Origin of the sequence: Streptomyces sp. NBC_00154, from assembly GCF_026342835.1 — a bacterium.
Classification (GTDB): Bacteria; Actinomycetota; Actinomycetes; order Streptomycetales; family Streptomycetaceae; genus Streptomyces.
Genome location: NZ_JAPEMI010000001.1, coordinates 2,104,112 through 2,127,972 on the forward strand (window position 1 = coordinate 2,104,112; position 23,861 = coordinate 2,127,972).

26 protein-coding genes and 1 pseudogene are annotated in these 23,861 nt (G+C 70.7%); 11 read left to right on the forward strand and 16 right to left on the reverse strand.

The window, feature by feature from the left end; translation table 11 throughout:
* Positions 1-882 (reverse strand): mycothiol conjugate amidase Mca, encoded by an 882-nt coding sequence (gene mca / locus OHA03_RS09170; RefSeq protein ID WP_267002594.1) that lies wholly within the window; start codon positions 880-882, stop codon positions 1-3.
* Positions 883-1,035: 153 nt separating this feature from the next.
* On the opposite strand from mca, the gene OHA03_RS09175 reads away from it, so the two are divergent.
* Both OHA03_RS09175 and greA read left to right on the forward strand, forming a co-directional pair.
* A complete protein-coding gene (locus tag OHA03_RS09175) occupies positions 1,036-1,452 on the forward strand; it encodes a DUF4307 domain-containing protein (RefSeq protein WP_267002596.1) in 417 nt (138 codons plus the stop codon).
* Between the two features lie 204 nt (positions 1,453-1,656).
* Positions 1,657-2,154 carry a transcription elongation factor GreA gene (gene greA / locus OHA03_RS09180; protein WP_267002598.1) on the forward strand — a complete coding sequence of 166 codons (498 nt, stop codon included), beginning with the start codon at positions 1,657-1,659 and terminating at the stop codon, positions 2,152-2,154.
* 63 nt (positions 2,155-2,217) lie between these two features.
* Here the strand turns inward: greA and OHA03_RS09185 are convergent, their stop codons facing one another.
* The 3 genes from OHA03_RS09185 to ilvA form a co-directional block, all read right to left on the reverse strand.
* Entirely contained in the window at positions 2,218-3,069 is an 852-nt protein-coding gene (locus OHA03_RS09185; RefSeq protein WP_267002600.1) for an ABC transporter permease, read from the reverse strand.
* Positions 3,066-4,091: an ATP-binding cassette domain-containing protein gene (locus OHA03_RS09190; RefSeq protein WP_267002602.1), complete on the reverse strand. Its 1,026-nt coding sequence runs from the start codon at positions 4,089-4,091 to the stop codon at positions 3,066-3,068. The genes OHA03_RS09185 and OHA03_RS09190 overlap by 4 nt, the downstream gene beginning before the upstream one ends.
* A 98-nt stretch (positions 4,092-4,189) precedes the next feature.
* On the reverse strand, positions 4,190-5,419 hold the full coding sequence (gene ilvA / locus OHA03_RS09195; protein ID WP_267002604.1) for a threonine ammonia-lyase: 1,230 nt from the start codon (positions 5,417-5,419) through the stop codon (positions 4,190-4,192).
* 156 nt (positions 5,420-5,575) lie between these two features.
* On the opposite strand from ilvA, the gene OHA03_RS09200 reads away from it, so the two are divergent.
* From OHA03_RS09200 to OHA03_RS09210, 3 genes are all read left to right on the forward strand, one after another.
* Positions 5,576-6,100 carry a MarR family winged helix-turn-helix transcriptional regulator gene (locus OHA03_RS09200; RefSeq protein ID WP_267002606.1) on the forward strand — a complete coding sequence of 175 codons (525 nt, stop codon included), beginning with the start codon at positions 5,576-5,578 and terminating at the stop codon, positions 6,098-6,100.
* A gap of 91 nt (positions 6,101-6,191) precedes the next feature.
* On the forward strand, positions 6,192-6,698 hold the full coding sequence (locus tag OHA03_RS09205) for a sigma factor-like helix-turn-helix DNA-binding protein (protein ID WP_267002608.1): 507 nt from the start codon (positions 6,192-6,194) through the stop codon (positions 6,696-6,698).
* Positions 6,695-6,946: a hypothetical protein gene (locus tag OHA03_RS09210; RefSeq protein WP_267002610.1), complete on the forward strand. Its 252-nt coding sequence runs from the start codon at positions 6,695-6,697 to the stop codon at positions 6,944-6,946. The genes OHA03_RS09205 and OHA03_RS09210 overlap by 4 nt, the downstream gene beginning before the upstream one ends.
* 149 nt (positions 6,947-7,095) lie before the next feature.
* On the opposite strand, the gene OHA03_RS09215 is transcribed toward OHA03_RS09210, so the two are convergent.
* Positions 7,096-8,241, reverse strand: a complete 1,146-nt coding sequence (locus OHA03_RS09215; protein WP_267002612.1) for a cystathionine gamma-synthase — start codon at positions 8,239-8,241, stop codon at positions 7,096-7,098.
* 67 nt (positions 8,242-8,308) lie between these two features.
* On the opposite strand from OHA03_RS09215, the gene OHA03_RS09220 reads away from it, so the two are divergent.
* From OHA03_RS09220 to OHA03_RS09230, 3 genes are all read left to right on the forward strand, one after another.
* Positions 8,309-9,412 (forward strand): hypothetical protein, encoded by a 1,104-nt coding sequence (locus OHA03_RS09220; protein WP_267002614.1) that lies wholly within the window; start codon positions 8,309-8,311, stop codon positions 9,410-9,412.
* Positions 9,413-9,588: 176 nt separating this feature from the next.
* Positions 9,589-11,178 (forward strand): M48 family metallopeptidase, encoded by a 1,590-nt coding sequence (locus OHA03_RS09225; protein ID WP_267002616.1) that lies wholly within the window; start codon positions 9,589-9,591, stop codon positions 11,176-11,178.
* A 72-nt stretch (positions 11,179-11,250) separates the two neighbouring features.
* Positions 11,251-12,390, forward strand: a complete 1,140-nt coding sequence (locus tag OHA03_RS09230) for a hypothetical protein (protein ID WP_267002618.1) — start codon at positions 11,251-11,253, stop codon at positions 12,388-12,390.
* 152 nt (positions 12,391-12,542) lie between these two features.
* Here the strand turns inward: OHA03_RS09230 and msrA are convergent, their stop codons facing one another.
* The 3 genes and pseudogenes from msrA to OHA03_RS09245 all read right to left on the reverse strand — a co-directional run.
* Complete coding sequence (gene msrA / locus OHA03_RS09235; RefSeq protein ID WP_267002620.1) at positions 12,543-13,055, reverse strand: peptide-methionine (S)-S-oxide reductase MsrA; 513 nt, start codon at positions 13,053-13,055, stop codon at positions 12,543-12,545.
* Between the two features lie 151 nt (positions 13,056-13,206).
* Entirely contained in the window at positions 13,207-13,791 is a 585-nt protein-coding gene (locus OHA03_RS09240) for an ABATE domain-containing protein (RefSeq protein ID WP_267002622.1), read from the reverse strand.
* A 106-nt stretch (positions 13,792-13,897) separates the two neighbouring features.
* A pseudogene (locus tag OHA03_RS09245) lies at positions 13,898-14,275 on the reverse strand (BTAD domain-containing putative transcriptional regulator); the annotation flags it as partial.
* Between OHA03_RS09245 and OHA03_RS09250 the strand changes: the two are divergent.
* On the forward strand, positions 14,244-14,516 hold the full coding sequence (locus OHA03_RS09250) for a hypothetical protein (RefSeq protein WP_323181184.1): 273 nt from the start codon (positions 14,244-14,246) through the stop codon (positions 14,514-14,516). The pseudogene OHA03_RS09245 and the gene OHA03_RS09250 sit on opposite strands and share 32 nt — an antisense overlap.
* A gap of 162 nt (positions 14,517-14,678) precedes the next feature.
* Positions 14,679-15,092, forward strand: a complete 414-nt coding sequence (locus OHA03_RS09255) for a YrdB family protein (RefSeq protein WP_267007984.1) — start codon at positions 14,679-14,681, stop codon at positions 15,090-15,092.
* Positions 15,093-15,159: 67 nt separating this feature from the next.
* On the opposite strand, the gene OHA03_RS09260 is transcribed toward OHA03_RS09255, so the two are convergent.
* From OHA03_RS09260 to OHA03_RS09285, 6 genes are all read right to left on the reverse strand, one after another.
* Positions 15,160-15,516, reverse strand: coding sequence for a DUF1330 domain-containing protein (locus OHA03_RS09260; RefSeq protein WP_267002624.1), 357 nt, complete (start codon positions 15,514-15,516; stop codon positions 15,160-15,162).
* A gap of 103 nt (positions 15,517-15,619) precedes the next feature.
* Positions 15,620-16,132, reverse strand: a complete 513-nt coding sequence (locus OHA03_RS09265; RefSeq protein ID WP_267002626.1) for a hypothetical protein — start codon at positions 16,130-16,132, stop codon at positions 15,620-15,622.
* 102 nt (positions 16,133-16,234) lie between these two features.
* A complete protein-coding gene (locus OHA03_RS09270) occupies positions 16,235-16,918 on the reverse strand; it encodes an ABC transporter ATP-binding protein (RefSeq protein ID WP_267002628.1) in 684 nt (227 codons plus the stop codon).
* 45 nt (positions 16,919-16,963) lie between these two features.
* Positions 16,964-18,421, reverse strand: a complete 1,458-nt coding sequence (locus tag OHA03_RS09275) for an ABC transporter permease (protein WP_267002630.1) — start codon at positions 18,419-18,421, stop codon at positions 16,964-16,966.
* A 170-nt stretch (positions 18,422-18,591) separates the two neighbouring features.
* Positions 18,592-19,857 (reverse strand): Ig-like domain-containing protein, encoded by a 1,266-nt coding sequence (locus OHA03_RS09280; protein ID WP_267002632.1) that lies wholly within the window; start codon positions 19,855-19,857, stop codon positions 18,592-18,594.
* A gap of 217 nt (positions 19,858-20,074) precedes the next feature.
* Positions 20,075-20,434 (reverse strand): hypothetical protein, encoded by a 360-nt coding sequence (locus tag OHA03_RS09285; protein WP_267002634.1) that lies wholly within the window; start codon positions 20,432-20,434, stop codon positions 20,075-20,077.
* A 109-nt stretch (positions 20,435-20,543) separates the two neighbouring features.
* On the opposite strand from OHA03_RS09285, the gene OHA03_RS09290 reads away from it, so the two are divergent.
* Entirely contained in the window at positions 20,544-20,843 is a 300-nt protein-coding gene (locus OHA03_RS09290; RefSeq protein WP_267007985.1) for a hypothetical protein, read from the forward strand.
* A gap of 120 nt (positions 20,844-20,963) precedes the next feature.
* On the opposite strand, the gene hutH is transcribed toward OHA03_RS09290, so the two are convergent.
* Positions 20,964-22,514 (reverse strand): histidine ammonia-lyase, encoded by a 1,551-nt coding sequence (gene hutH / locus OHA03_RS09295; RefSeq protein WP_267002636.1) that lies wholly within the window; start codon positions 22,512-22,514, stop codon positions 20,964-20,966.
* A gap of 93 nt (positions 22,515-22,607) precedes the next feature.
* On the reverse strand, positions 22,608-23,792 hold the full coding sequence (locus OHA03_RS09300; protein ID WP_267002638.1) for a GGDEF domain-containing protein: 1,185 nt from the start codon (positions 23,790-23,792) through the stop codon (positions 22,608-22,610).
* Positions 23,793-23,861 lie beyond the last annotated feature (69 nt).

Consider the following 23,861-nt stretch of genomic DNA (forward strand, 5'->3'; position numbering starts at 1 on the left):
TCAGGCATTGTCGCGGATGCCCGCGAAGAGGTCGCTCTCGGGGAGGGACGTATCGACGAGAGACTTCGCCAGCTCGTACTCCTCGGTCGGCCAGACCTCCCGCTGGATGTCCATCGGAACCCGGAACCAGCCGCCGTCGGGGTCGATCTGGGTGGCGTGCGCGATCAGCGCCTTGTCCCGGATCTCGAAGAACTCGGCGCACGGAACGTGCGTGGTCAGCGTCCGCTCGACGCGCTCGAACTCCTTCCAGCGCTCCAGCCACTCGCCGTACGGCGACTCCAGGCCGCGGGCGAGCAGCGCCTCGTGCAGCGCCACCGTGCGCGGACGGTTGAAGCCCTGGTTGTAGTAGAGCTTCTGCGGCTGCCAGGCCGGGCCGAACTCCACCTCGGGGAACGTCTCGGTGTCCGCGGCGCCGTCGAACGCGATCACCGAGATCTTGTGGGTCATGATGTGGTCGGGGTGGGGGTACCCGCCGTTCTCGTCGTACGTGGTGACGACGTGCGGACGGAACGCGCGGATGCTCCGGACGAGACGCGCCGCCGCCTTCTCGTCGTCCTCCAGTGCGAAGCAGCCCTCGGGCAGCGGCGGCAGCGGGTCGCCCTCGGGCAGTCCGGAGTCGACGAAGCCGAGCCACTCCTGCTTGACGCCCAGGATCTCCCGGGCCTCGTCCATCTCCTTCTTGCGCACCTCGTGGATGTGCTCCTCGATGTACGCGTCGCCCTGGAGTTTCGGGTTGAGGATGGAGCCGCGCTCGCCGCCCGTGCAGGTCACGACCAGCACGTCCACCCCCTCGGACACATACTTGGCCATGGTGGCCGCGCCCTTGCTCGACTCGTCGTCGGGGTGGGCGTGTACGGCCATCAGTCGAAGCTGCTCAGTCAAGACTCGATCCTCAGTGATTGGTCGCCATTGAGTGGTGCCGTCCCGTAGGGACGTCGGTGCGGGGTGGCGGTCGGGCTGCGGGTGGCAGACTTCTATAGTGACCGAAGCCGGGGGTGGAAAATTCCGCGATCCCCCGGTACGGAAGGAACAATCATGACTGCGGTGCGTGAAGCACTTCCGGAGGGCCGCTACGGGCGCTCCGCGGACGAGCGCGCGGACCGCAAGCTCAGAATCATCGGCTCGGTGCTGGGCGTCGCGCTGCTCGGCGTGGTCGGCTGGATCGGTTACGGCTACGTGGCGGGTCAGGAGATCAGCGCCGAGGTGATCAAGTTCAAGATCGCCTCGGACGACCGGGTCGACGTCCACCTGGAGGTTCGCAAGGACCGGGACGCGAAGGGCTACTGCACGCTCCGCTCGCAGCGCGTGGACGGCGACGACGTGGCCCGCAAGGACATCCGGTTCGACGACCGCTCCGACCGGATCGACCGGATCGTCTCGTTGCGTACGACGTCGCGGGCGACCAGCGTGGAGCTGCTGGGCTGCACCGCCGACGGCGGGGCGTCGCGTTGACCGCCACGGACCGGCTCCGACCTGCGGTTATCGTCCCTGACCTGCGTTGACGCGGTCGTAGCGGTTTACCTTCTCCCCCTTTTCCTGCGGAATTGTTAGGCTCGTGGTTTCGCCCACCCGTGGAGGCACATGCTTCTGGGTAGGGCGATGCTTTGTATTCCCAGTACCGACGCTTTGTATTTCCAGTACCGACTAGGAGCACCTGTGACCCAGACCAGCGAAAACGTCACCTGGCTCACGCAGGAGGCGTACAACCAGCTCAAGGCCGAGCTGGAGTACCTGTCTGGTCCCGCGCGCACGGAGATCGCCGTAAAGATCGCGGCGGCCCGTGAGGAGGGTGACCTCCGGGAGAACGGCGGGTACCACGCGGCCAAGGAGGAGCAGGGCAAGATGGAGTTGCGGGTGCGCCAGCTCACCCAGCTCCTGGAGCATGCGAAGGTCGGCGAGGCCCCCGCCGACGACGGCGTGGTCGAGCCCGGCATGGTCGTCACCATCGCGTTCGACGGCGATCTCGACGACACCATGACGTTCCTGCTCGCCTCCCGCGAGTACGCGAGCGCGGACATCGAGACGTACTCCCCGCAGTCCCCGCTCGGTTCCGGCGTGAACGGCAAGAAGATGGGCGAGGACGCCGAGTACGAGCTGCCGAACGGCAAGAAGGCCTCGGTGAAGATCCTCGAGGCGAAGCCGTACACGGGCTGACCCGCCACACCTGTAGGCAGCAAGGAGCCCCGGCCGCGGGACGGCCGGGGCTCCTTGCTGCCCTCAGGCGGCCGCCGAGCGGTACTTGCGGACCGCCAGCGTCCGGAAGACCGCGATGATCAGCACGGACCAGATCAGCGAGGCCCAGACGGGATGTTCCATCGGCCAGGCGTCGGACGGTGAGACGCCCGGGTTCCCGAAGAGCTCGCGGCAGGCCTGCACGGTCGCGCTGAACGGGTTCCATTCGGCGATCGGCTGGAGCCAGCTCGCCATGTTCTCGGTGGGCACGAAGGCGTTCGAGATGAACGTGACCGGGAAGAGCCAGATGAGGCCGCCCGAGGTGGCCGCTTCGGGGGTGCGGACCGAGAGACCGATCAGTGCCCCGATCCAGGAGAAGGCGTAGCCCAGCAGGAGCAGCAGCGCGAAGCCGCCGAGCACCTTGCCGGCGTTCTCCTCGGTGCGCCAGCCGACCAGCAGGGCGACGACCGCGAGGACGACCAGGGTGAGCGTCGTCTGGACGAGGTCGGCGAGCGTACGGCCGGTGAGCACCGCACCGCGCGCCATGGGCAGCGAGCGGAACCGGTCGATGAGGCCCTTGTGCATGTCGTCCGCGATACCGGCGCCGGCGCCGGCGGTGGCGAAGGTCACGGTCTGGGCGAAGATGCCCGCCATCAGGAAGTTGCGGTAGTCGGCGGGGCTGGTGGAACCGCCGATCATCATCGAGCCGCCGAAGACGTAGCTGAACAGCACCACGAACATGATCGGCTGGATCAGCCCGAAGATGACCATCTCGGGGATCCGGGTCATCCTGATCAGGTTGCGCCGGGCGACGACGAGGGAGTCGCGCACCGACCGGCCCAGGGAGCCGCCCGGGCGGGGGGCAGCGATGTGCAGCGTTTCCGTCGTGGCAGTCATTTCGCGGCCTCCTGTCCGGCCTTCCGGCCGGTCTGCGCCCCGCGTCCGCGGGGGACGGTCCCGTTGTCGTCGGTCTCCGTCAGCTCGGCCACATGACCGGTGAGCGAGAGGAACACGTCGTCGAGGGTCGGGCGGCGCAGACCGATGTCGTCGATCTCGACCCCTCGGGAGTCGAGGTCCCGGATGATCTCGGCGAGCAGTTTGGCGCCGCCGGAGACCGGGACGGTCAGTTTGCGGGTGTGCTGGGTGAGGGTGACCTCGCCCTTGCCCAGGTGGGCGAGGACAGCCCGGGCCGGGTCGATCTGGTCGGGCTGGTGGACGACGACCTCGACGCGCTCACCGCCGGTCTGGGCCTTGAGCTGGTCGGAGGTGCCGCGGGCGATGACGAGGCCGTGGTCGATGACGCAGATGTCGTGCGCCAGGCGGTCGGCCTCCTCCAGGTACTGGGTGGTCAGCAGGAGCGTCGTGCCGCCTGCGACGAGTTCCTCGATGACCTCCCACAGCTGCTGCCGGTTGCGCGGGTCGAGGCCGGTCGTCGGCTCGTCCATGAACATCACCGGCGGGGAGACGACGAGCGCCGCCGCCAGGTCGAGGCGGCGGCGCATGCCTCCGGAGTACGTCTTCGTCGGCCGGTCGGCCGCGTCGGCGAGGTTGAACCGTTCCAGCAGCTGCCCCGCCCGGGCCTTCGCGTCGCGCCGGCTCATCTGGTAGAGCTGACCGACCATCTGCAGGTTCTCGCGGCCGGTCAGATACTCGTCGACCGCGGCGAACTGGCCGGAGAGCCCGATCGAGCGTCGGACGTCGTCGGGTCTCTTCAGTACGTCGATGCCCGCCACGACCGCCCTGCCGCTGTCCGGCCGGAGCAGAGTCGTCAGGACACGTACGGCGGTCGTCTTGCCGGCCCCGTTGGGGCCGAGGAGGCCCAGGACCGTGCCTTCCGGCACGTCGAGATCAACACCGCCGAGTGCTCGTACATCGCCGAAGGTCTTCACCAGGCCTTCGGCATGGATGGCGCCTGGCATACGGATTCCCCCAGAGCGTTCGGGTGACTTCCCTCACAGATCCTAGGATTGTGCGCCTTGCGCCGCCGGGTGAACGCGCACACCGAGGGGCCCGCGTGTCAGCCCGTCACCTCGTACCCCGCCTGCCGCAGCGCCGCGGTGACCTCCTCGCAGTGGGCCGGCCCCTTGGTCTCCAGGTGCAGCTCGACCTCCACCTCGGTGAGACCGAGCCGCGGATCGGTCCGTACATGGCCGATGTCGAGGACGTTGGCGTCCGCGACGGACAGCGAGGCGAGCAGGGCAGCCAGCGCGCCCGGGCGGTCCGTGAGCCGCACCCGCAGGCTCAGGTAGCGGCCGGCCGACGCCATGCCGTGGGTCAGGATGCGCTGCATCAGCAGCGGGTCCACATTGCCGCCCGACAGCAGCGCGACCACCGGCCCCCGGAACGACCGGGGGTCGCTCAGCAGCGCCGCGACGGGGCTCGCCCCGGCCGGTTCCACCACGAGTTTCGCCCGCTCCAGGCAGAGCAGCAGCGCGCTGGACAGCTCGGCCTCGGAGACCGTACGGACCTCGTCGACCAGCTCCTGGACGAGCCCGAACGGCACGTCGCCCGGGCGCCCCACCTTGATGCCGTCCGCCATCGTCTGCAGCCCGTCGATCGCCACCGGGTGGCCGGCCGCCAGGGAGGGCGGGTAGCAGGCCGCGCCCGCCGCCTGGACGCCGACGATCCGCACGTCGGGCCGGACGGCCTTCACCGCCACGGCGATGCCCGCGGCGAGACCGCCGCCGCCGATCCCGACGACGATCGTGCGGACCTCGGGGCACTGTTCGAGGATCTCCAGGCCGACGGTGCCCTGACCGGCAATGATGTCCGGGTGGTCGAAGGGGTGGATGAAGACCGCACCGGTCTCCTGGGCGTACTCCTGGGCGGCGGCGAGCGTCTCGTCGACGACCTGGCCGTGCAGCCTGACCTGCGCGCCGTACTCGCGGGTCGCGGCGACCTTCGGCAGCGGCGCCCCGATCGGCATGAAGACCGTTGCCCGTACGCCCAGCAGCGCAGAGGCGAGTGCGACACCCTGCGCATGGTTTCCGGCGCTCGCGGCGACGACCCCGGCAGCCCGCTCCACCGGGGACAGTCCGGCGATCCTTACGTACGCGCCGCGCAGCTTGAACGAACCGGTCCGCTGCAGGTTCTCGCATTTGAAGTGGACCGGCGCGCCGACCAGCTCCGACAGATGGCGGCTGCCCTCCATCGCGGTCACCCGGGCCACGCCGGAGAGCATCTTCTGCGCGCCCCGGACATCGTCGAGGATCACTGGGGGAAACGGATGGGGCGTACGGAAGTTCATGACTGCAAGTCTTGCAGCTGGGCGCCCTGCGGGACGCCGCCGCGGCGCCGTCCTGCGTCGTTGTCCACAGGTTTGTGCGGCACTGGTACGCGTTGCCCCGGGGCCGCGTACTCTGTCCCCCACCCATCCGACACCGCACGAAGAGAGCCCCCGGCCATGCCCCCTCAGGACATGACGACAGCTGCGTCTCCTTCCGGGGGCGCCACCCCCGATTCCCCGGGTCCCGACCACCTTCTCGATGCTCTGCAGCACCAGGTGGCCGTGTTCGCCCGCCGTGCCGAGCAGACCCGCCTCGGCGGTGTCGGCCAGGTCCGCAATTCCATGGACCGGGCCGCATATCTGCTGCTCAACCGGTTGGACCGGGAAGGCCCGATGGGCGTCAAGGCGCTGGCCGCGGGGATGGGGATCGACTCCTCGACCGTGACCCGCCAGGTCGCGCCGCTCGTCGACACCGGTCTGGTCAAGCGCACGTCGCACCCGGAGGACGGCCGCGCGGTCGTGCTCCAGCTGTCGCCGCGCGGACAGGCCCGGCTCGACGAGGTGCGGGCATCACGGCGGGAGCTGATGTCGCAGGTGACGCAGGACTGGACGGCGGAGGAACGGGACGCGTTCTGCACGCTGCTGACGCGGTTCAACGCGGCGCTGGCCGCGCGGCAGACGCATCAGCCGACGACCGACTGAGCCGGGCGGCGCGGCGGGCGGAGCCTCGGGGGTGGTATTCGCTCCGTCCGACCCCTTGACCAGGAGTGGTCGGCGGCGCTGCCATGTGGGGGTGCGAGAGCGGCAAGCGGGTCCTCAGCGGCGCCGCGCCCAGGAGTTCGAGGCCTTCGTGGCGGGCGCGGCCGGCCGCCTGCTGCACACTGCCACGCTGCTCACCGCCGAACCCTCGCAGCCGCCCGGGAGCAACGAACGGGCGCTGCGTCTGCTGACCGCCGCGCTGGCCCGTACATACGCGGACTGGGACCGGCTGCACGGCGAGGATCCGTACAACCGCACCCGGCAGGAGCTGGCCTCCCGGTTCGCCCGGGAGGCATGGCGGCACCACCGGCCGCGCGGCGGCCTGCTGGACCCGCTGACCCCGAAAGCACGGCTGGTCCTCGTACTGCGCCTGTACGAGGGTGTCGCGGAGGAGCAGACCGCCGCGCTGCTGGGGCTTCCGGTGGACCGGGTCCGGGCGATCTGCAACCGCTCGGTGGCCACCATGGGCGACCCGCGGGGGCCCACCCCTCGGCGCCGGACCGGGCGATGGACCCCGGGGCCGCTGGGGGCCGCGCCGTGAAGCGCCCCGGCCGCAGGGAGGACCACGTCCGGCAGATGCTGGACGGGCCGCATCCGCAGGTCCCCGCCGGTCTGGCGGACCGGGCGGCGGAGCGCGGCGGCCGCATGCTGCGCCGCCACCGGGCGGCCCGCGCGCTGGCGCTGACGGTGCTGTTCGTGGCGGTGGCCGCGTTCATGGTGTGGGCGGTGGTCACCCAGCCGTGGCAGGTGCCGCCCGCCGAGACGACACCACCCCTGGAAGGCTGGTGAGCCCGGAGCTGCGGCAACAGCTCCGTGAGTCGATGGAGGACGAGAAGGTCAACGCCTGACCAGGCGGATCACCTGGCGATGCGCCGGGCGGGCAGCGAGTCCGCCCGCCCGGCGCTTCGGGGTCCACACCGTCCCAGGACGGACACGTTCTAGCCGAGCGCCTGCTTCAGGTCGGCCAGCAGGTCGTCCGCGGACTCGATGCCGACGGACAGCCGGACCAGGTCGGCCGGCACCTCCAGCGCCGAGCCGGCCACCGAGGCGTGCGTCATCCGGCCCGGGTGCTCCACCAGGGACTCGACGCCGCCGAGGGACTCGCCGAGCGTGAACAGCTTCGTCCGGTTGCAGACCTCGACCGCCGCCTCCTCGCCGCCCTCGACGCGGAACGACACCATGCCGCCGAACGCCTTCATCTGCTTGGCGGCGATCTCGTGCCCCGGGTGCTCCGGCAGCCCCGGGTAGAGGACCTGGGTCACCTTGGGGTGCCGCGTCAGCAGCTCGGCGACCTTGGCGGCATTCTCGCTGTGCCGGTCCATCCGGACCGGCAGCGTCTTGATGCCGCGCAGCACCAGCCAGGAGTCGAACGGTCCGGCGACCGCGCCCATCGCGTTCTGGTGGTACGCCAGTTCCTCGCCGAGCCCCGCGTCCGCGGCGATCAGCGCGCCGCCGACGACGTCCGAGTGGCCGCCCATGTACTTGGTCAGCGAGTGCACGACGACGTCCGCGCCGAGCGCGATCGGCTGCTGCAGATAGGGGCTGGCGAAGGTGTTGTCGACGACCAGCCGGGCACCCGCGGTGCGGGCCACGTCCGCGACGGCCGCGATGTCGGTGATGCCGAGCAGCGGGTTGGACGGCGTCTCCACCCAGATGACCTTCGTACGGTCGTTGACCGCGGCCCGGACCGCCGCCGGGTCGGAGGTGTCCGCGACGGAGAAGTCGACGCCCCACCGCTTGACCACCTTGGCGAAGAGCCGGAAGGTGCCGCCGTACGCGTCGTTCGGGATGACGACATGGGCGCCGGGGTACAGCAGCGTACGCAGCAGGCAGTCCTCCGCCGCGAGCCCGGACGCGAAGGCGAGACCGCGGCGGCCGCCCTCGATGGCCGCAAGGTTCTCCTCCAGTGCGGTGCGCGTCGGGTTGGCGCTGCGGCTGTACTCGTAGCCGCCGCGGAGCCCGCCGACGCCGTCCTGCTTGTACGTGGACACCTGATAGATGGGCGGAACAACGGCGCCGGTGAGGGGATCGGCGGTGTTTCCCGCGTGGATCGCGAGGGTCTCGAAGCTGTGCTGGTCGCTCATGGGGCCCGAGCGTAGTTCGTCACAGGGGTGATCCACGTCCACTGCGCCGTCCGGTGACAATGGGCGTATGGAGATTCTCTGGTTCCTCATCGCGCTGTGCATGCTCGCCGCGGTGATCGGCCCCTTCGCGCTGCGCCGCAGGTCCGGCATCCACCAGGTCGCGCCCGGTTCCCCGGACGCCGCCGACCCTGACACGTACGGCTTCGTCCGCCAGGAGGAGCTGGACGTCCGGATGCCGGGCCCCGATCAGGATCTCCTCGATGTTCTCGATGTCGTGCAGCGCACCCAGGACTGGCGCGCGGCCTCTCAGTTGCTGGCCGGGACGCCGAAGGAGAGCGAGGTGCGGTGGCAGCGGGTGCAGGCGTTCGCCGGCGCCGCGTCGCTCGAACTGATGCAGGCCCCGGGTGTCGGTGGTGCGTGGCTGCGGTCGTGGCGGGCCGAGTCGCCGAAGGACGCGGGCGGTGCGGCCGTGCATGCCGAGTTCCTGGTCCAGCAGGCGTGGCGGTCCTCCACCGCGGGGACGGACGACTTCCGGATCATTCTGGAGGAGGCCCGTACGGTCTGCGGCGAGGCGACCCTGCTGGCGCCCGGTGACCCGGTCCCGTACATCGTCGAACTGGCCGTCGCCCGCGGACTCGGCTACTCCCACGAGGAGTTCGACCGGCTCTGGCTGAAGATCATCGACCGGGCCCCGACGCACATGGGCGCACACATCGCGGCGCTGCACTTCTGGTGCGAGAAGTGGCACGGCTCCCGCGAGGAGGCCGACCAATTCGCCGTTTCGGCGGCCGCCCGCGCCCCGCAGGGCTCGCTGCTGGCCGCGTTGCCGCTGTTCGCGGTGTACGAGCATCTGCCCGAGGTCAATCTCGTCAGCGGCTTCTACGAGAGCCTGGTGGTGACGAAGGCGGTCGAGGGCGCGCTGTTCGCGGTGCACGCCGCGCGTCCCGACGATCCGATGCTCGCCCACGTCCGGCATCTGCTGGTGCTGTTCCTGGTGCGGATGGAGCGCTGGTCGGAGGCGATGAACCAACTCGTCCACATCGACGGGCATGTGGGCGCGCTGCCGTGGACGCAGAACTCCGACCCGGCCGCCGAGTACACGGTGTACCGGGCGCTCGCGGTCGCCGGGTACGAGGCGAACGGCGGCAGTCCGGCGACGCTGCCGAGGTAGCGCGGGGCGGCTCCGTGCCTGTTCAGCCCCTGTGCGGTGATTGTTCCGCCGCTGGTTTCGGGCTGCTCACGGACCACGTTGCCGCGCCGACCTGCGGTAGGTCATACTCCGGTTCCCCCCACACCGCCCTTGCCGTACCGCTGTCACCAGCCCAGTTCCTGTGGGGGATCTGCCCGATGGGCCCAACTCTGCGCGCCGCCCGCGCTCTTGTCCTGCTTGCCGGCTTCTATCTGCTGAGTCTCGTCCTGCTCGCCGCCCTCGGCGCCCTGGACTGGGCCGCGTTCACGTGGACGACGGGCAGCGTCGCCGCGAAACTGTTCATCCTCAGCGTCGTGCTGGCGATCCCGATCGTGCGGGGCATGTTCATGCTGCGTACGCCGAAGGACGACGGCCCGGCCGGGCTGCCGGTCGACGACACCCAGGAGCCCCGGCTCTGGGCCGCCGTCCGCGACATCGCCCAGCAGGTCGGCACCCGCGCCCCCGACGAGATCGTGCTCAACGGCGATGTGAACGCCGCGGTCAGCGAGGACGCCAGGTTCCTCGGCCTGGTCGGCGGCAGGCGCCGGCTCTACCTCGGCCTGCCGCTGATGGCCGGACTGTCCGAAGCCCAGCTGCGCTCCGTGCTCGCCCATGAGATGGGCCATTACGGCAACTCCGACACCCGCCTTTCCGCGATCACCGCACGCGGTCGCATCCAGGTGGTCCGCACCATCGCCCACTTCCAGGAGCGGGCGGGCCGGACCGTCGCCAAGGAGCAGGCGCGCCAGGAGAAGAAGGCGGCGAAGGCCGTCGCCAAGGGCAAGAAGGCCAAGGAGATCGACACCGGCGGTGCGGGTCTCTCGTACCGCGCGATGGCGGCGGTCTACACGGCGTACGCGAAGTTCTACATCCGCGCCACGCTCTCCGGAGCCCGCCGCGAGGAGCTCGCCGCCGATGTCGCCGCGGCCGGGATCGCGGGCCGGGACGCGACCGCGTCCGCGCTGCGCGAGCTCCCGGCGCTCGACGCCGCCCACGGCTTCTACATGAACGCGTACGCCACGCTCGGCGTCGATGCCGGGATGCTGCCGCCGCCCGGCCAGGTCTTCGGCGGCGTACGGCACCTGCTGGCCGCCCGCAAGGACGAGCTGGACGAGATGCGCGGCTCCCTGCCGTCCGAGCCGTCCTCCCCTTACGACTCGCACCCGCCGACCGCGGAGCGCGTCGCCCGGATCGAGGCACTGCCGGACGACGGGCGCGCTTCGGAGCCCGTGGAGCCGTCGCTGGGCCTGCTCGCCGACGCCGAGCGGACGCTCGCAGCCGTCGAGGAGTCGGTGCTGACCCCGGAGGCACTGCGGCTGCGCCGGGTCGACTGGCCGGAGCTCGTGCACGAGTCGATGACGGTGTACGCCGAGCAGTCGGCGCAGGGGTTCAGCGCGGCGGTCGGCGAGGTGACCGACAGCGACGGCTCGCTGACTGCCACACTCGACGCGATCGACGCGGGTGCGCTGTGGCAGATCGCCGACCGTCTCCCCAAGTCCGACGAGGCCCGCGCCGCGACCGGCCGCGCGGCCCGCGAGTTCGCCAGGCCCCGGCTGCGCGCCGGGCTGCTGCAGCTGACCGGCGGCGACTTCGTACGGCAGGGGCGGGCCCGCTGGCAGCTGTCCTGGACCGACTCCGCGACACTGAAGCTGCCCGAAGGGTACGAGGAGACGCTCCCGGCGGCGCTGGACGCGGCGGTGGCGGACGTGCCGGACACCGAACCGCTGCGCAAACTGCTCGCCCCCTAGCCCGCCTCCGCCTCCACCTCCCACCCTCTATCCCTCCCCGAGCTCACCTTTCTGGATTGGACCGGAACCCCCGTGGCACGACTGATACCCCTGCTGGCGATCGCTCTCGGCGTGTACTTCTGGCTGAAGGCGCGGAAGAAGACGACGGAGTTCGTGGAAGGCGCATCCGGCGCCGCCCCCTCGGCGCCCCGCACGCGCCGCAACCGGAAGTCCGGCCCGGCGAAGGCCGCCGCGGAGCTCGGCCTCGTACCGGCCGACGAGCTCGACACCGCGCATGCTGCCGCCCCCGACCCGCGCGACGAGGAGATACGCGCCACCGTCCGGTCCGGGAACTGGCAGGCGGGCGCCGACTTCCTCGCCGACGCGGGCCGGGACTGGCAGGAGCGCTACCGGCGTGCCGGCGTCCTCCAGGACGAGGCCGCGGCCGACGACACCTGGCTGCTGGCCTGGCGCACCGCACAGCCCAAGGACGCGGGAGCGGCCTTCGTGCACGCCGGCGCGCTGATCAGCGTCGCCGCGGACATCCGTGGCGCGAAGCAGGCGAAGTACACCACGCAGGAGCAGTTCGCCGGCTTCCACCGGATGATGGCCCTGGCCCGGGAGGCCTGCCACGAGGCCCAGGAGCTGGCCGGCGACGACCCGGGCCCGTTCATCGCCGAGATCTCCTGCGCTCTCGGCCTCGGCTACGGGCATGACGACTTCCGCGCGCTGTGGGCCGAGGTCGAGAAGCGCGACGCCCACCACCTCGCGGCTCATACTTCGGCGCTCCAGTACTGGTGCCGCAAGTGGCGCGGCTCGCACGAGCTCGCCGAGCGTTTCGCGCGCGAGGCTGCGCAGAGGGGCAGCCCCGGCCGGCTGCTCTCCCTCCTCCCGCTCTACGCCGCCTTCGAGCAGGAGTCGGCGGAGCAGGATCTGGACCCGGACGTGTTCTACAAGAGCCCCGAGCTGATCGCCGCGGTCGACGCCTGCCTGATCGACGTGGCCGCCGCCGCGGCCGCCGACCCCGAGGACCGGCGGATCGTCCGGGTCCGCCATCTGCTCGCCTGGCTGCTGTACTGGCAGGACCGGTACGAAGCGGCGCTGGAGCAGTACCGCGCGATCGACGGCTACATCGACAGCGCCCCGTGGACGTACTCCGGGGACCCGAAGGCGCGCTACGTCCAGTCCCGCGACTTCTGCGCCGCGCAGGTCCTGGCCGCGGGCGGGAACTGACCGGTACGGACACTGTGGGGGCGCCGGAATCCCCGGCGCCCCCACAGTGTCCCGCCGCCGGCACCCTCTTCGTCCACGGCGGGGCACAAGCACGGCCCAGCCTCAGAACTTCCGCCCGGTCGGCCTGCCCGACGCCGGGCCGCCTCTCGCGGTCAGCCCTCCGCGCGGGCGGGCAGCCGCCATCCCGGACGCGGGAAATGGCAGGTGTAACCCTCCGGGTAACGCTCCAGGTAGTCCTGGTGCTCGAGCTCGGCCTCCCAGAAGGGGCCGACCGGCTCGACCTCGGTGACGACCTTGCCCGGCCACAGTCCGGAGGCGTCCACATCCGCGATCGTGTCCTCGGCGATCCGCTTCTGCTCGTCATCCACGTAGTAGATCGCCGAGCGGTAGCTGAGGCCGATGTCGTTGCCCTGACGGTTCTTGGTGCTCGGGTCGTGGATCTGGAAGAACAACTCCAGGATCGCGCGGAAGTCGGTCGTATCGGGGTCGAAAAGGATCTCAATGGCCTCCGCGTGCGTGCCATGGTTACGGTACGTCGCGTTCGGCACGTCACCGCCGGTGTATCCGACCCGAGTCGCCGTCACGCCCGGCTGCCGGCGGATCAGGTCCTGCATCCCCCAGAAGCATCCGCCCGCCAGCACGGCCCTCTGCGTCTGCGCCGCCATTGCAGTCCTCCAATTTGTGTCACTCACTCGGGCTGCTCGGTTCACACACCACCGGCATCCCATGTCCACTTGCTCCAACGCGCGAGGGTTCCAAGCGATTCCGTGCCCGTCCGACCCACCCGACGGGACGGGCAGAGCCCCTGCCACGGCGCTACGCGCCGACGGCCTGCTGACGTCTGCTGCCGCAGGTGGCCAGGCTGCACCACCTTCGCCGACCGCCCTGGTCGAGGAACAGCCAGCCGCAGTCCTCGCTGGAGCAGGTGCGGATCGTGAGGCGTCGCGGATCAGCGAGCAGTTCCGCGGCGCTGCGGGCCGTGGCGAGGACGGGCAGCCGCAAGCCGGCGGCCGGGGACAGGCGCCAATGTGCCAGGCCGTCCTCGCCCCGCGTGAACACGGATGTCCTGGCGGCGTCCTGCGCGAGGCCTGCCACCGCCTTGAAGGCGCGGACGTCCTCCGGATCGGTCAGGCAGGCGTACAGGTTCGTACGGAACCCACGGGCCTCGTCCAGGGCGGCGGTGGCCTCGTCGGGGTGCTGTTGCGCCTGCTTGAGCAGCCGGGCGACGAGATGGTCCTCCGCCAGGTCCATGTGACCGGCCCACACGGCGAGCGTGGAGTAACTGCGCAGCCAGTCCGAGCCGGGCAGACCGGGGCCGCCCCAGCCTGCGTAGGTGTTGCAGAATTCCAGCGCCGGATGCCCGCTCGTGCTCCACGGCAGCCACTCCTCGCCGACCCGCACCGCGTACAGGGGCGCGGCCGGCCGGTCTTAGCCGGGGGTCACCCTGCAGGATCCGGTCGTGCAGCGTCATCAGCTCGGTGCCCGGTTCGATGCCCAGCTCGGTCACCAGCACCTGACGCGTATGCCGGTAGAGCTGGAGGGCATCGGCCTGGCGGCCGCTGCGGTACAGGGCGGTCATCTGGGCGACGACGAGCCGTTCACGCCCCGGAAGTTCCTGGGCCAGTGGCGTCAGATCCGCCACGACCCGTTCGTGCAGACCCATGGTGAGCTGGGCCTCGGCCCGCTGCTCCAGAGCGGACAGGCGCAGCTCACCCAGCCGGCCGCCGAGCCGGTCGCGCAGCTCGTCGTCGACCACGTCGGCGAGCAGCGGGCCACGCCAGAGCCCCAGCGCCTGGTCGTAGCGGCGCACCCGCTCCCCGGGATCGCCGGTGACGGCGGCCTGCCGGACGAGGGTGAGGAACTCCTGCGCGTCGATCACCGACACCGGCGCCTTCTACGACGCGGACGTCAGCGGCCGGGCCATTGTCGAATACCGCACCGACGGTTCCCAGTTCTGGTCCGTGCGCGGCCCCGTGCTGGTGGGCTTCGGGGAGAACGGGGGCACCTTGCCGCGCGGCCTCTACGCCATCGACGGTGTGTACACCATGAACATCAGCGCCACCGGCTACAAGACCGTGACCATGGCGCACGGCACGAGTGACGACCTCTGCGCCCGCATCGGCTGAACTCGCCCCCTGTTGCCCGGCGGACCGGTGCGCGCTCGGTCCGCAGTTCCGGCCGCGACGGCCGGGCGACCTCGGCCAAGGCGGGCCGGTACGCTCGCGGACGTGGACGCCGAGGGGGCACCGATGCGCAAGTACCGCACGGACGACAGGGAGATCCCTGCTCTGACCGGGCGCCCCTGGTGGGCGGCCAACGAAGTCCTGGCGTTCGTAGTGGAGTTGGCGGCGCTGGCCTGTCTGTCCTGGTGGGGCTTCCACGCCGGTGGCGGCAACCTGGCCCGGCAACTGCTGCTGGCCTTCGCAATCCCCGCGCTCGCCATCGCCCTGTGGGGTCTGTTCGCCGCGCCACGCGCCCGGATCCGGCTGCCGCTGGCGGGCGTCCTCTCGGTCAAAGCCGTGGTGCTGGGCGGCGGCGCCTTCGGGCTGTATCGGGTCGGCCACCCGGCGGCCGCGGTGGCGCTCGCCGTCGTGATGGTCGCGAACACCGGCCTGGCGGAAACCTTTCGGCACAAGCCGGCGCCCGGGAAGCCGCACCACCCCCGGCCTCGGGCGGATGATGCGGCAGAACACGACGGATGAGCGGGTAGGTGTCACGCTTCGCGCGGGGGCCGAGCTGCGGACCGTACGGGCTCCGGGCCGGCCGTCGTCAGCCGATGACCGGCGGGGCCGCCGCCCGCATCGCGGCCGCGGTCGCCGACGCGTCGTACTCCGGTCCGACACCCTCGACGAGCACCACGTCGCCCGCCATGTTCCGCGTCCGCAGCGGCAGCAGCTCCTGGTAGGCGGCCGACTCGTACCAGCCGCGGGCGGCCGCCAGGTCGGGGAAGCCGATGATGACGAGCGCGCCCGGCCAGTCGCCCTCGACGACCTCGACCTGGGTGCCATGGACGAGGAACCGGCCGCCGAACGGGTCCATGGTCGACTGGATGCGTTCGATGTACGTGAGAACCTCCTCGCCGGGGTGGGCGGCGGGGTGCAGGTGGCCCATGGCGTATGCGGTCATGGTGTCGCCCTCCGGATCTGCGTGCTGCGGTGGTTCCGTCAGCCGGTGTGCCCCATGCTGCCCGCGGGCGTAGGGACCGTCGATTACCTGAGAGGTAGGGGGCTCAGTCGTTGATGCCCAGGTCCTCCCGCATCAGTCTCCGCATGGTGTCGAGGTGCGGGTCCGCCGCCTTGAGTTTCTCCAGGACCCTTTCGACGCTCTCGCCGTCGCGGGCCAGGCCGCGGTCGAGGCGTTTGATGGCCGCGTCACTGTTCGCGAGGACCCGGTTGAGGTCGCGGGACGCCTGCAGGATGCGCTCGGGGACGATCATCTGCGCCTCGGCGTAGCGGTCGCGGTGGTCGAGGCGGGCCTCTTCGAGCTGGGCGCGTTCCTGCTCGGTGTAGACGCGGTCCCTGATCCGGTGGAGGGCGTCCTTGAGGAGGGTGTGGAACTGCCGGGAGGCCCGGTTCATGGCCGTGTACTGGGCGCGGCGCTCCTCGAACCTCCGCCGCTTGTCGGCAAGTTCGGCCTCGTCGGCGCGCTGCCGCGCGGTCAGCCGCTGGGCGAGCATCGGGGCGAACAGGGTGCCCAGCACGCCGACGACTGCGGTGATCATGGCGGTGATGGCAGCGGTCATGGGTGTGAGATTAGTGCGATGAACGAACGGGGCGCGGGGCGGCGGCTACGGAGTCGACTCCGTAGCCGCCGCCCCGCGCAGGGGAGGCCGATGGGGCCTGCGTCAGGCCGCCGCGTTCTCCGTGACCGTGACGCGGCCCTTGCGGATGGTCGCCAGCCGCGGCGCCCTGCGGGCGATCGCGCTGTCGTGGGTGACCATGACGAAGGTCAGCCCGTGCTCCTTCCACATCGTCTCCAGCACCTCCATGACCTCGTCGCGCATGGACTCGTCGAGGTTGCCGGTCGGCTCGTCGGCGAGCAGCACCTTGGGCCGCTTGACCAGGGCCCGTGCGATCGCCACGCGCTGCTGCTGGCCACCGGACATCTCGCCGGGGAGGTGTCCGAGCCGCTCACCGAGTCCGACGGACTCCAGTGCCTCCGCAGCCCGCCTGCGACGCTCCGACGCCTTGCCGCCGAGCGGGACGAGCGCCGTTTCGACGTTCTCCTGCGCAGTCAGCGTCGGGATGAGGTTGAAGCTCTGGAAGACGAAGCCGATGTTCTGCGCGCGCACCTTGGTGAGCTTGGCCTCGCTGAGCTTCGCGAGGTCCACACCGTCGAGTTCGACGCTGCCGCTCGTGGGCCGGTCGAGGCCGCCGAGCATCTGCAGCAGTGTGGACTTGCCGCCGCCGGTGGGGCCCTGGATGACGAGCCGGCCGCCGTCCTCGATGGTCAGATCGACACCGGCGAGCGCATTGACGGTGGACTTGCCGCGGGTATAGCGCTTGGTGACGTCTCTGAGGGTGTACATGGGTCAACTCCTGCTGGAACAGAGGGGGTGGGACGCCCGGGCGGGCTATTCGACGCGGCGCAGCGCATCCGCGGGACGCAGCCGGGAGGCCCGCCAGCCGCCGAAGGCACCCGCGATCAGCCCGCCCGCCACGGCCAGCGCGACGGCGGTCAGGATGATGGAGAGGGAGACCGGTGCGGTCAGCGCGATGTCGATGGACTTGGCCGCGGCCTGCCGGCCGGGTCCTGCCATGCCGCCGCCGAGCATGCCGCCACCACCGCCGCCGCCCGAGCCTCCGAGCTGTGCGGTGAGCGTGGGGCTGATCGCGGTCACGACGTACGCACCGGCGAGACCGACCGCGATACCGAGGACACCGCCCATCAGACCGTTGACGAGGGCCTCGCCGACGACCTGGCGGGTGACCCGGCCGCTCTTCCAGCCGAGCGCCTTCAGCGTGCCGAACTCCCGCACCCGGCGGCTGACCGCGGAGGAGGTGAGCAGCCCGGCCACCAGGAAGGCGGCGATGAGGACGGCGATCGACAGCCACTTGCCGACGCTGGAGGCCAGGTCGGACGCGGTGGAAAGGGAGCCGGAGACCGTGTCGGCGAGGTCCGCGGAGGTGGTGACCGTCGTGCCCGAGATGTTCTTCTGGATGGCGGACTTGACGTGGTCGATCTGCTGCGAGTCCGCGGCCTTGACGTAGACCGTGGTGACCTTGTTCTTGGAGTCGGCGAGGGTCTGCGCCTGCTTCAGCGGGATGTAGAGGTTGGCGGCCGCGTCGCCGCTGTCCGCCGTCGAGACGCCGACGATCTTGTACTTGGTCCCCGAGACGGTCACGGTCTTGCCGACCGCGAGCTTCTTCTCCTTGGCGTACGCGGCGTCGACGACCGCGACCTTCGCGTCGGTCTCGGTGGCCTTGAACGCACGGCCCTTGGTGATCTTCGACGAGGTCAACGGGCCGAGGTCCTGCTTGGTGACGTCGGTGCCGTACACGGTGTACGAGTTGACGTCGAACGAGGCGCCACCGCCCCTGACTTCACCCTGCGGCTGCGTGCTGCCGCCCCGGCCGCCGGGGCCGGCCGTGCCACCGGTCCCGTTCTGCTTGAACTCGCCGCGCTTGAACTGGCCGTCCACCTTCAGGACGGTCAGGCTGAGTCCGCCGACGGCGTCCGCGACGCCGTCCTGCGTGCCGACCTTGTCGACGGTGGTGGCGGACAGCGTCTGGAAGCCCTGGACCATGACCCGGTCCGAACTCTGCTTCGCGTCGTCGTCGTTGTCCTTGGCGTCGAACTCGAACCGGGGCCGCTGGGTGCCGGAGCCCGATGCGGCGGCGGCCTTGGTGACCGTCATGTCCGTGCCGAGGCCGTACAGCGATTCCAGGACCTTGTCCTGGGCCTTGCTCATGCCGGAGGAGACCGAACTGACGATGATGACCAGCGCAATACCGAGGGCGAGCCCCGAGGCGACGACCAGCGCCGCCTTTCTGCGGCGGCGCAGCTCGCGCCGGAGATAGGTGAAGAACATGGCGCGAGGCTATGAACCGGTCGTGATGGCGAGTTAAGGCCCGCATGAGATCCCGATGAGAACGGCTACGAACGCCACAGGGCGGTGGCACCGGGGGATCCGGGTGCCGCCGCCCTGTGTACGTAAGGGACTTCGGGGTGATGAAGTTGCTGCGTGAACCTCCCGCGGGGTCAGACCGCGGAGTCCGCCTGCCATTCGGCCCAGCTCATGTTCCAGCCGTTGAGGCCGTTGTCGGGCGTGATGGTCTTGTCGGGGGAGTTCTTGACGATGACCACGTCGCCGACCATGGAGTTGTTGTAGAACCAGGCGGCGGGCTGCTTGTCGTCGCCCGCACCCTTCACATCGGCGAGGCCGACACAGCCGTGGCTGGTGTTGGCGCTGCCGAAGACCGACGGCGCACCCCAGTAGTTGCCGTGGATGAAGGTGCCCGACTGGGACAGCCGCATGGCGTGCGGCACGTCCTTGATGTCGTACTCACCCTTGCCGTCGTCGTCGGTGAAGCCGACCGTCGCACCGTTCATCCGGGTCTCCTTGAACTTCTCGGAGATGACCATCTGACCGTTGTACGTCGGGTTGTCGGGGGAACCGGCAGAGATCGGGATCGTCTTGATCGTCTTGCCGTCCTGGGTGACGGTCATGGTGTGCGTCGACGCGTCGACCGTCGAGACCTGGTTGCGGCCGACCTTGAAGGTGACCGTCTTCTGCTGCACGCCGTAGACGCCGTCCGCGCCCTCGACGCCGTCGAGCGCCAGCTTCAGCGTGACGGTGGAGCCGCCCGTCCAGTACTGCTCGGGTCGCAGGTCGAGACGCTGCGAGTTGAACCAGTGACCGACGACCTGCTGGCCGCTGCTGGACGTCACGGTGATTCCGGCCTGGACGGCCTTCCGGTCCGTGATCGGCTTGTTGAAGTTGATCGAGACCGGCATGCCGACACCGACCGTGGAGCCGTCCTCGGGGGTGAAGTTCCCGATGAAGCTGTTGGCGGGCGACACGGTGGTGAACGACGCGTTCTCGTGCGCCTCGCGGCCCTTGGTGTCCTCGGCCGTCGCGTTGATCTTGTACGTGGTCGAGCGCTCGAGCTGCGCGTTCGGCTGCCAGCTGGTGCCGTCGGCGGCCAGGGTGCCGGGGACGCTCGCGCCGGCCGACGTGGTCATGGTGACCTGGGTCAGCTTGCCCTTGGTGACGGTGACCTTCGCGGCGTTGTTGATGCTGGCGTTGGTCGCGCCGTTCTTCGGCGAGATCGCTATCTGAGCCTGAGACGCGTCCTCGGCCGCTGCCTTGTCGACTGCCGCCGCCTGAGACTTCTTCGAGCTCTCGTCGCTGCCCGAGCCCGTACCTTCGCTGCAGGCAGTGAGCACGAGCACGCCGCCGAGCAGGGCGGACGCGGCCATCAGGCCCTTGCGCCGCTTGCTGTCCGTCATCACACGCTTCTCCATCGTTGCCGAATCCCCCATAACCCCGAGCGGAACCGTCGTGAGACGGATCCCCATCAATGTTCCAAGAACACCTGACGAGGGCCCTCCGTTCCACATCCGCCTCAGATGTGGGGAACACCACTCATCGACGCAGCCGTGGCACCTGTGGTTCCTGGGACCGGCACACACCGGCCCCGGGCCGCCGGAAACGGGCCGGGGCCGGTGCCTTCCTCACCCGCTACGGCGCAACGTCGTCGTCCCCCTCGTCGCCCTCACCCTCGTCGTCGAGGTCCCAGTCGCCCGGGTCCTCGGGGTCGTAGTCGACGATCTCGCTGCTCCAGGATGCCTGGGCCAGCTCGACCCCCGGCACCTCGCCGACGAGATCGAACGGGTCCACGAGGGAGGCGAGGGCCTCCGCCCCGTCTTCCCGTACCGCGGACTCGGCCAGCATGCGTTCCTCGGCGGACTCGCCGTCCGGCTCGCCGTACTCGGCCGCGATGCTCTCCAGCGCGGTGCCGCTGAGGGCCCCCGCGTCGGTGATCTCCAGCACCATGTCGACGCGAAGGCGAACAAACCGTGATGTCTCAGAAGTGCTCATACGCCGGAGCGTAGAGCTACCTGCAGTCACGACTTTCCTGCGACCCGCTGCTTTCATTAGCATCGGCGCACACGGCTAACTCATGGCTGTCACAAGGGGGATCGAATCCGTGGCCATAGCTCGTCGCCCACTCCTGACCGCCACCGCCGCGGGCACACTGCTGTGCGCCCTCTGGTTCGTCCCCTCGGCGAACGCGACGGACGACGCGACCGGCGGCGCGCCGAGCAGACCTGCCGCCGCGAGTACCGAGGACGAGGCGGCCGGGCCGGCACTGGCCGAAACCGGCACCGGGGTCGACACCACTGCGTATCTGATCGGTGGCACCGCGTTCCTGGGAATCGGCGCGGGCTTCGTCGCGTACTCCACACGCCGCACCACCGCGTTGTCCTCGATCGCCGGACGGGTTTGAAATCCCGGCCCGTCCGGCGATGGGGGACGAAGCGCGCAGCAGGCCGCGCCACCCCTCCTGGGGCCTCTCGTTCGGATCATGCTGGGCTCGCGGGGTCCGGCCTGATCCAAACGAAAGACCCTAGGCCAGCGCTCCGGTCACCGGCTCCACGGCCGCGACCAGCTTCCCGCCCCGCACGAACGCCTCCGCCGCAGCCAGATCGGGCGACAGGAAGCGGTCCGGTCCCGGTCCCTCGACGCCCGCCGCCCGCAGCGCCTCGATGGCGGCCAGGGACGCGGGCGCCGGGGTGAGCCCCTCGGCGGCGCGCAGTTCGATGGCGCGGGTCGCCGCGTACAGCTCGACGGCGACGATCCGGCCGAGGTTCTCGACGGCGGTACGGAGCTTGCGCGCCGCCGACCAGCCCATGGAGACGTGGTCCTCCTGCATGGCGGAGGACGGGATCGAGTCCGCCGAGGCCGGGACCGCGAGCCGCTTCATCTCGCTGACCAGGGCGGCCTGCGTGTACTGGGCGATCATCAGACCCGAGTCGACACCGGCGTCGTCGGCGAGGAACGGCGGCAGACCGTGCGAACGGTTCTTGTCCAGCAGCCGGTCCGTGCGGCGCTCGGTGATCGAGCCGAGGTCGGCGGCGACGATCGCCAGGAAGTCGAGCACGTACGCCACCGGGGCGCCGTGGAAGTTGCCGTTGGACTCGACCCGGCCGTCCGGGAGGACGACGGGGTTGTCGACGGCTGAGGCCAGCTCACGGTCGGCGACGATCCCGGCGTACGCGAGGGTGTCACGCCCGGCACCGTTGACCTGGGGCGCGCAGCGCACGGAGTAGGCGTCCTGGACGCGCGGCGCGTCGTCCTGGTGGTGGCCGGTGAGGCCGGAACCGGCAAGCACCCGCAGCATGTTGTCGGCGCTTGCGCCCTGACCCGGGTGCGGCCGTATGGCGTGCAGCTCCGGGGCGAGGACCTTGTCCGTACCGAGCAGCGCCTCCAGGCTGAGCGCGGCGGTGATGTCGGCGGAGGTGTAGAGGCTGCGCAGGTCGGCGAGGGCCATCACGAGCATGCCGAGCATGCCGTCCGTGCCGTTGAGGAGGGCGAGGCCCTCCTTCTCGCGGAGTTCGACGGGGGTGATGCCGTGCGCGGCGAGCAGCTCGCCGGCCGGGCGCACGATGCCGTCGGGGCCTTCCGCGTCACCCTCGCCCATCAGCGTCAGGGCGCAGTGCGAGAGCGGCGCCAGGTCGCCCGAGCAGCCGAGCGAGCCGTACTCGTGCACGACGGGGGTGATGCCGGCGTTCAGTACGTCGGCCATGGTCTGCGCGACCTCGGGGCGTACGCCGGTGCGGCCCGAGCAGACCGTCTTCAGGCGCAGGAACATCAGCGCCCGTACGACCTCGCGCTCGACGTGCGGGCCCATGCCGGCCGCGTGCGAGCGGACGATGTTGCGCTGGAGCTGGGCCCGCAGCTCGGGGCTGATGTGGCGGGTGGCGAGTGCGCCGAAGCCGGTCGAGACGCCGTAGACCGGTTCGGGCTTGGCGGCCAGCGCGTCCACGATCTCGCGGGCGGCGGCAAGCGCGCTCACGGCGGCTGCGGAGAGCTCGACGCGGGCGCCCGCGCGGGCCACGGCGATGACGTCCTCTGCGGTGGTACCGGACGTCCCCACCACGACTGTGTGCATATCCATATTCAGAAGCGTACGGATTGAATCCCTTCATGTCACTAGTGGTCGTGCGGTTGACCCCTTACCGGCCCGTTCACGGATTCCGCCGGACGGCCCTCAGGGCCGGCTCCCGCGCAGCCGGCGGCGGTCGTGGGCGGACTTCGGCGGCGAGTCGGCCAGCCGGATGACCTCGCCGTCGCGCCCCGCCACCACCGGTTTCGCGGAGCGGGCCGCCTTCGCCCGGTACTGGGCCGCGTCCGCCAGACGGAACAGCCGCCGGGCCGAGGTCACCGGCCCGATCGGGTCACCGGTCGAGGCAATCCCGCAGGCGACCCCGTCGCCCTGCTCCAACTCGGCCGCCCGGTCACAGAGTTCGGTGGCCACCTCGATCACCTCGTCCGCGCCGGGACCCACCGCCAGCAGGCAGAACTCATCACCGCCCAGCCGGGCGGCGAGGGCGCCGGGGAGCATCGCACCGCACCGGGACAGCACCGAGCCGAAACGTTCCAGCAGCCGGTCGCCGACCGCGTGGCCCAGGGAGTCGTTGACCCCCTTCAGACCGTTCAGATCGCAGACGACCAGGCTGACCACCGTGCCGTCGGCGCGGTGCAGCTCCACCGCCTCGTCGAGCCGCGCGTCGACGGCCCGGCGGTTGGCCAGCCCGGTCAGCGGGTCGGTGAAGGCGAGCTTGCGGACCTCTTCGAGGCGCTCCGTCTGGGAGATGCCGGCGGCGACGACGGCGGCCAGCACGGTCGCGAAGTCCGCGTCCTCCCGCCCGAACACCGGCTCCCCCACCGGGCGCGCCACATAGAGCTCGCCCCAGGCCCGCCCGTGCAGGACGATCGGCGCGACCACACAGCAGCCGCGCCGTCGCCGTCGCAGGGCCGCCACGCGCTGATGGCGGTAGACGCGCCCGTACCCGTGCGCACCCGCCACCGCCGAATCGGCTTCGCCGTCCCCGGCGTCGTCGACCGGCCCGTCGGCGGTCTCCACCCAGGCGTCCGGCTCGCCGCCCCCCGCCCACCGTTCATGCAGGAACTCGGTGATCTCCGGGAACTGATGCACCGGATACGTCTCGTCGTCGGGGAACTCCTCCTCCCCCTCGGCCCGTTCACCCGCGTTCACCAGCACCCGCAGCCGCCCCGGCCCCCGCTCCCACACGGAGAGCGCGGCGAAGGTGCCGCCCAACGCCTGGCACGCCCCCAGCGCGGCCGCGCGCCAGGACTCCGGCGGGGTGTGCGCCGCCGCCATTGCCTGTGCAAGCGAAACCACGGCCCGCAGCCGCGCATCATCACCACCCATCGCTACATCTTATGTAGATTTGCGAATTCTTGATCAGTTTGAGGCAATGAAAGGTGCGTACTGCGCGTC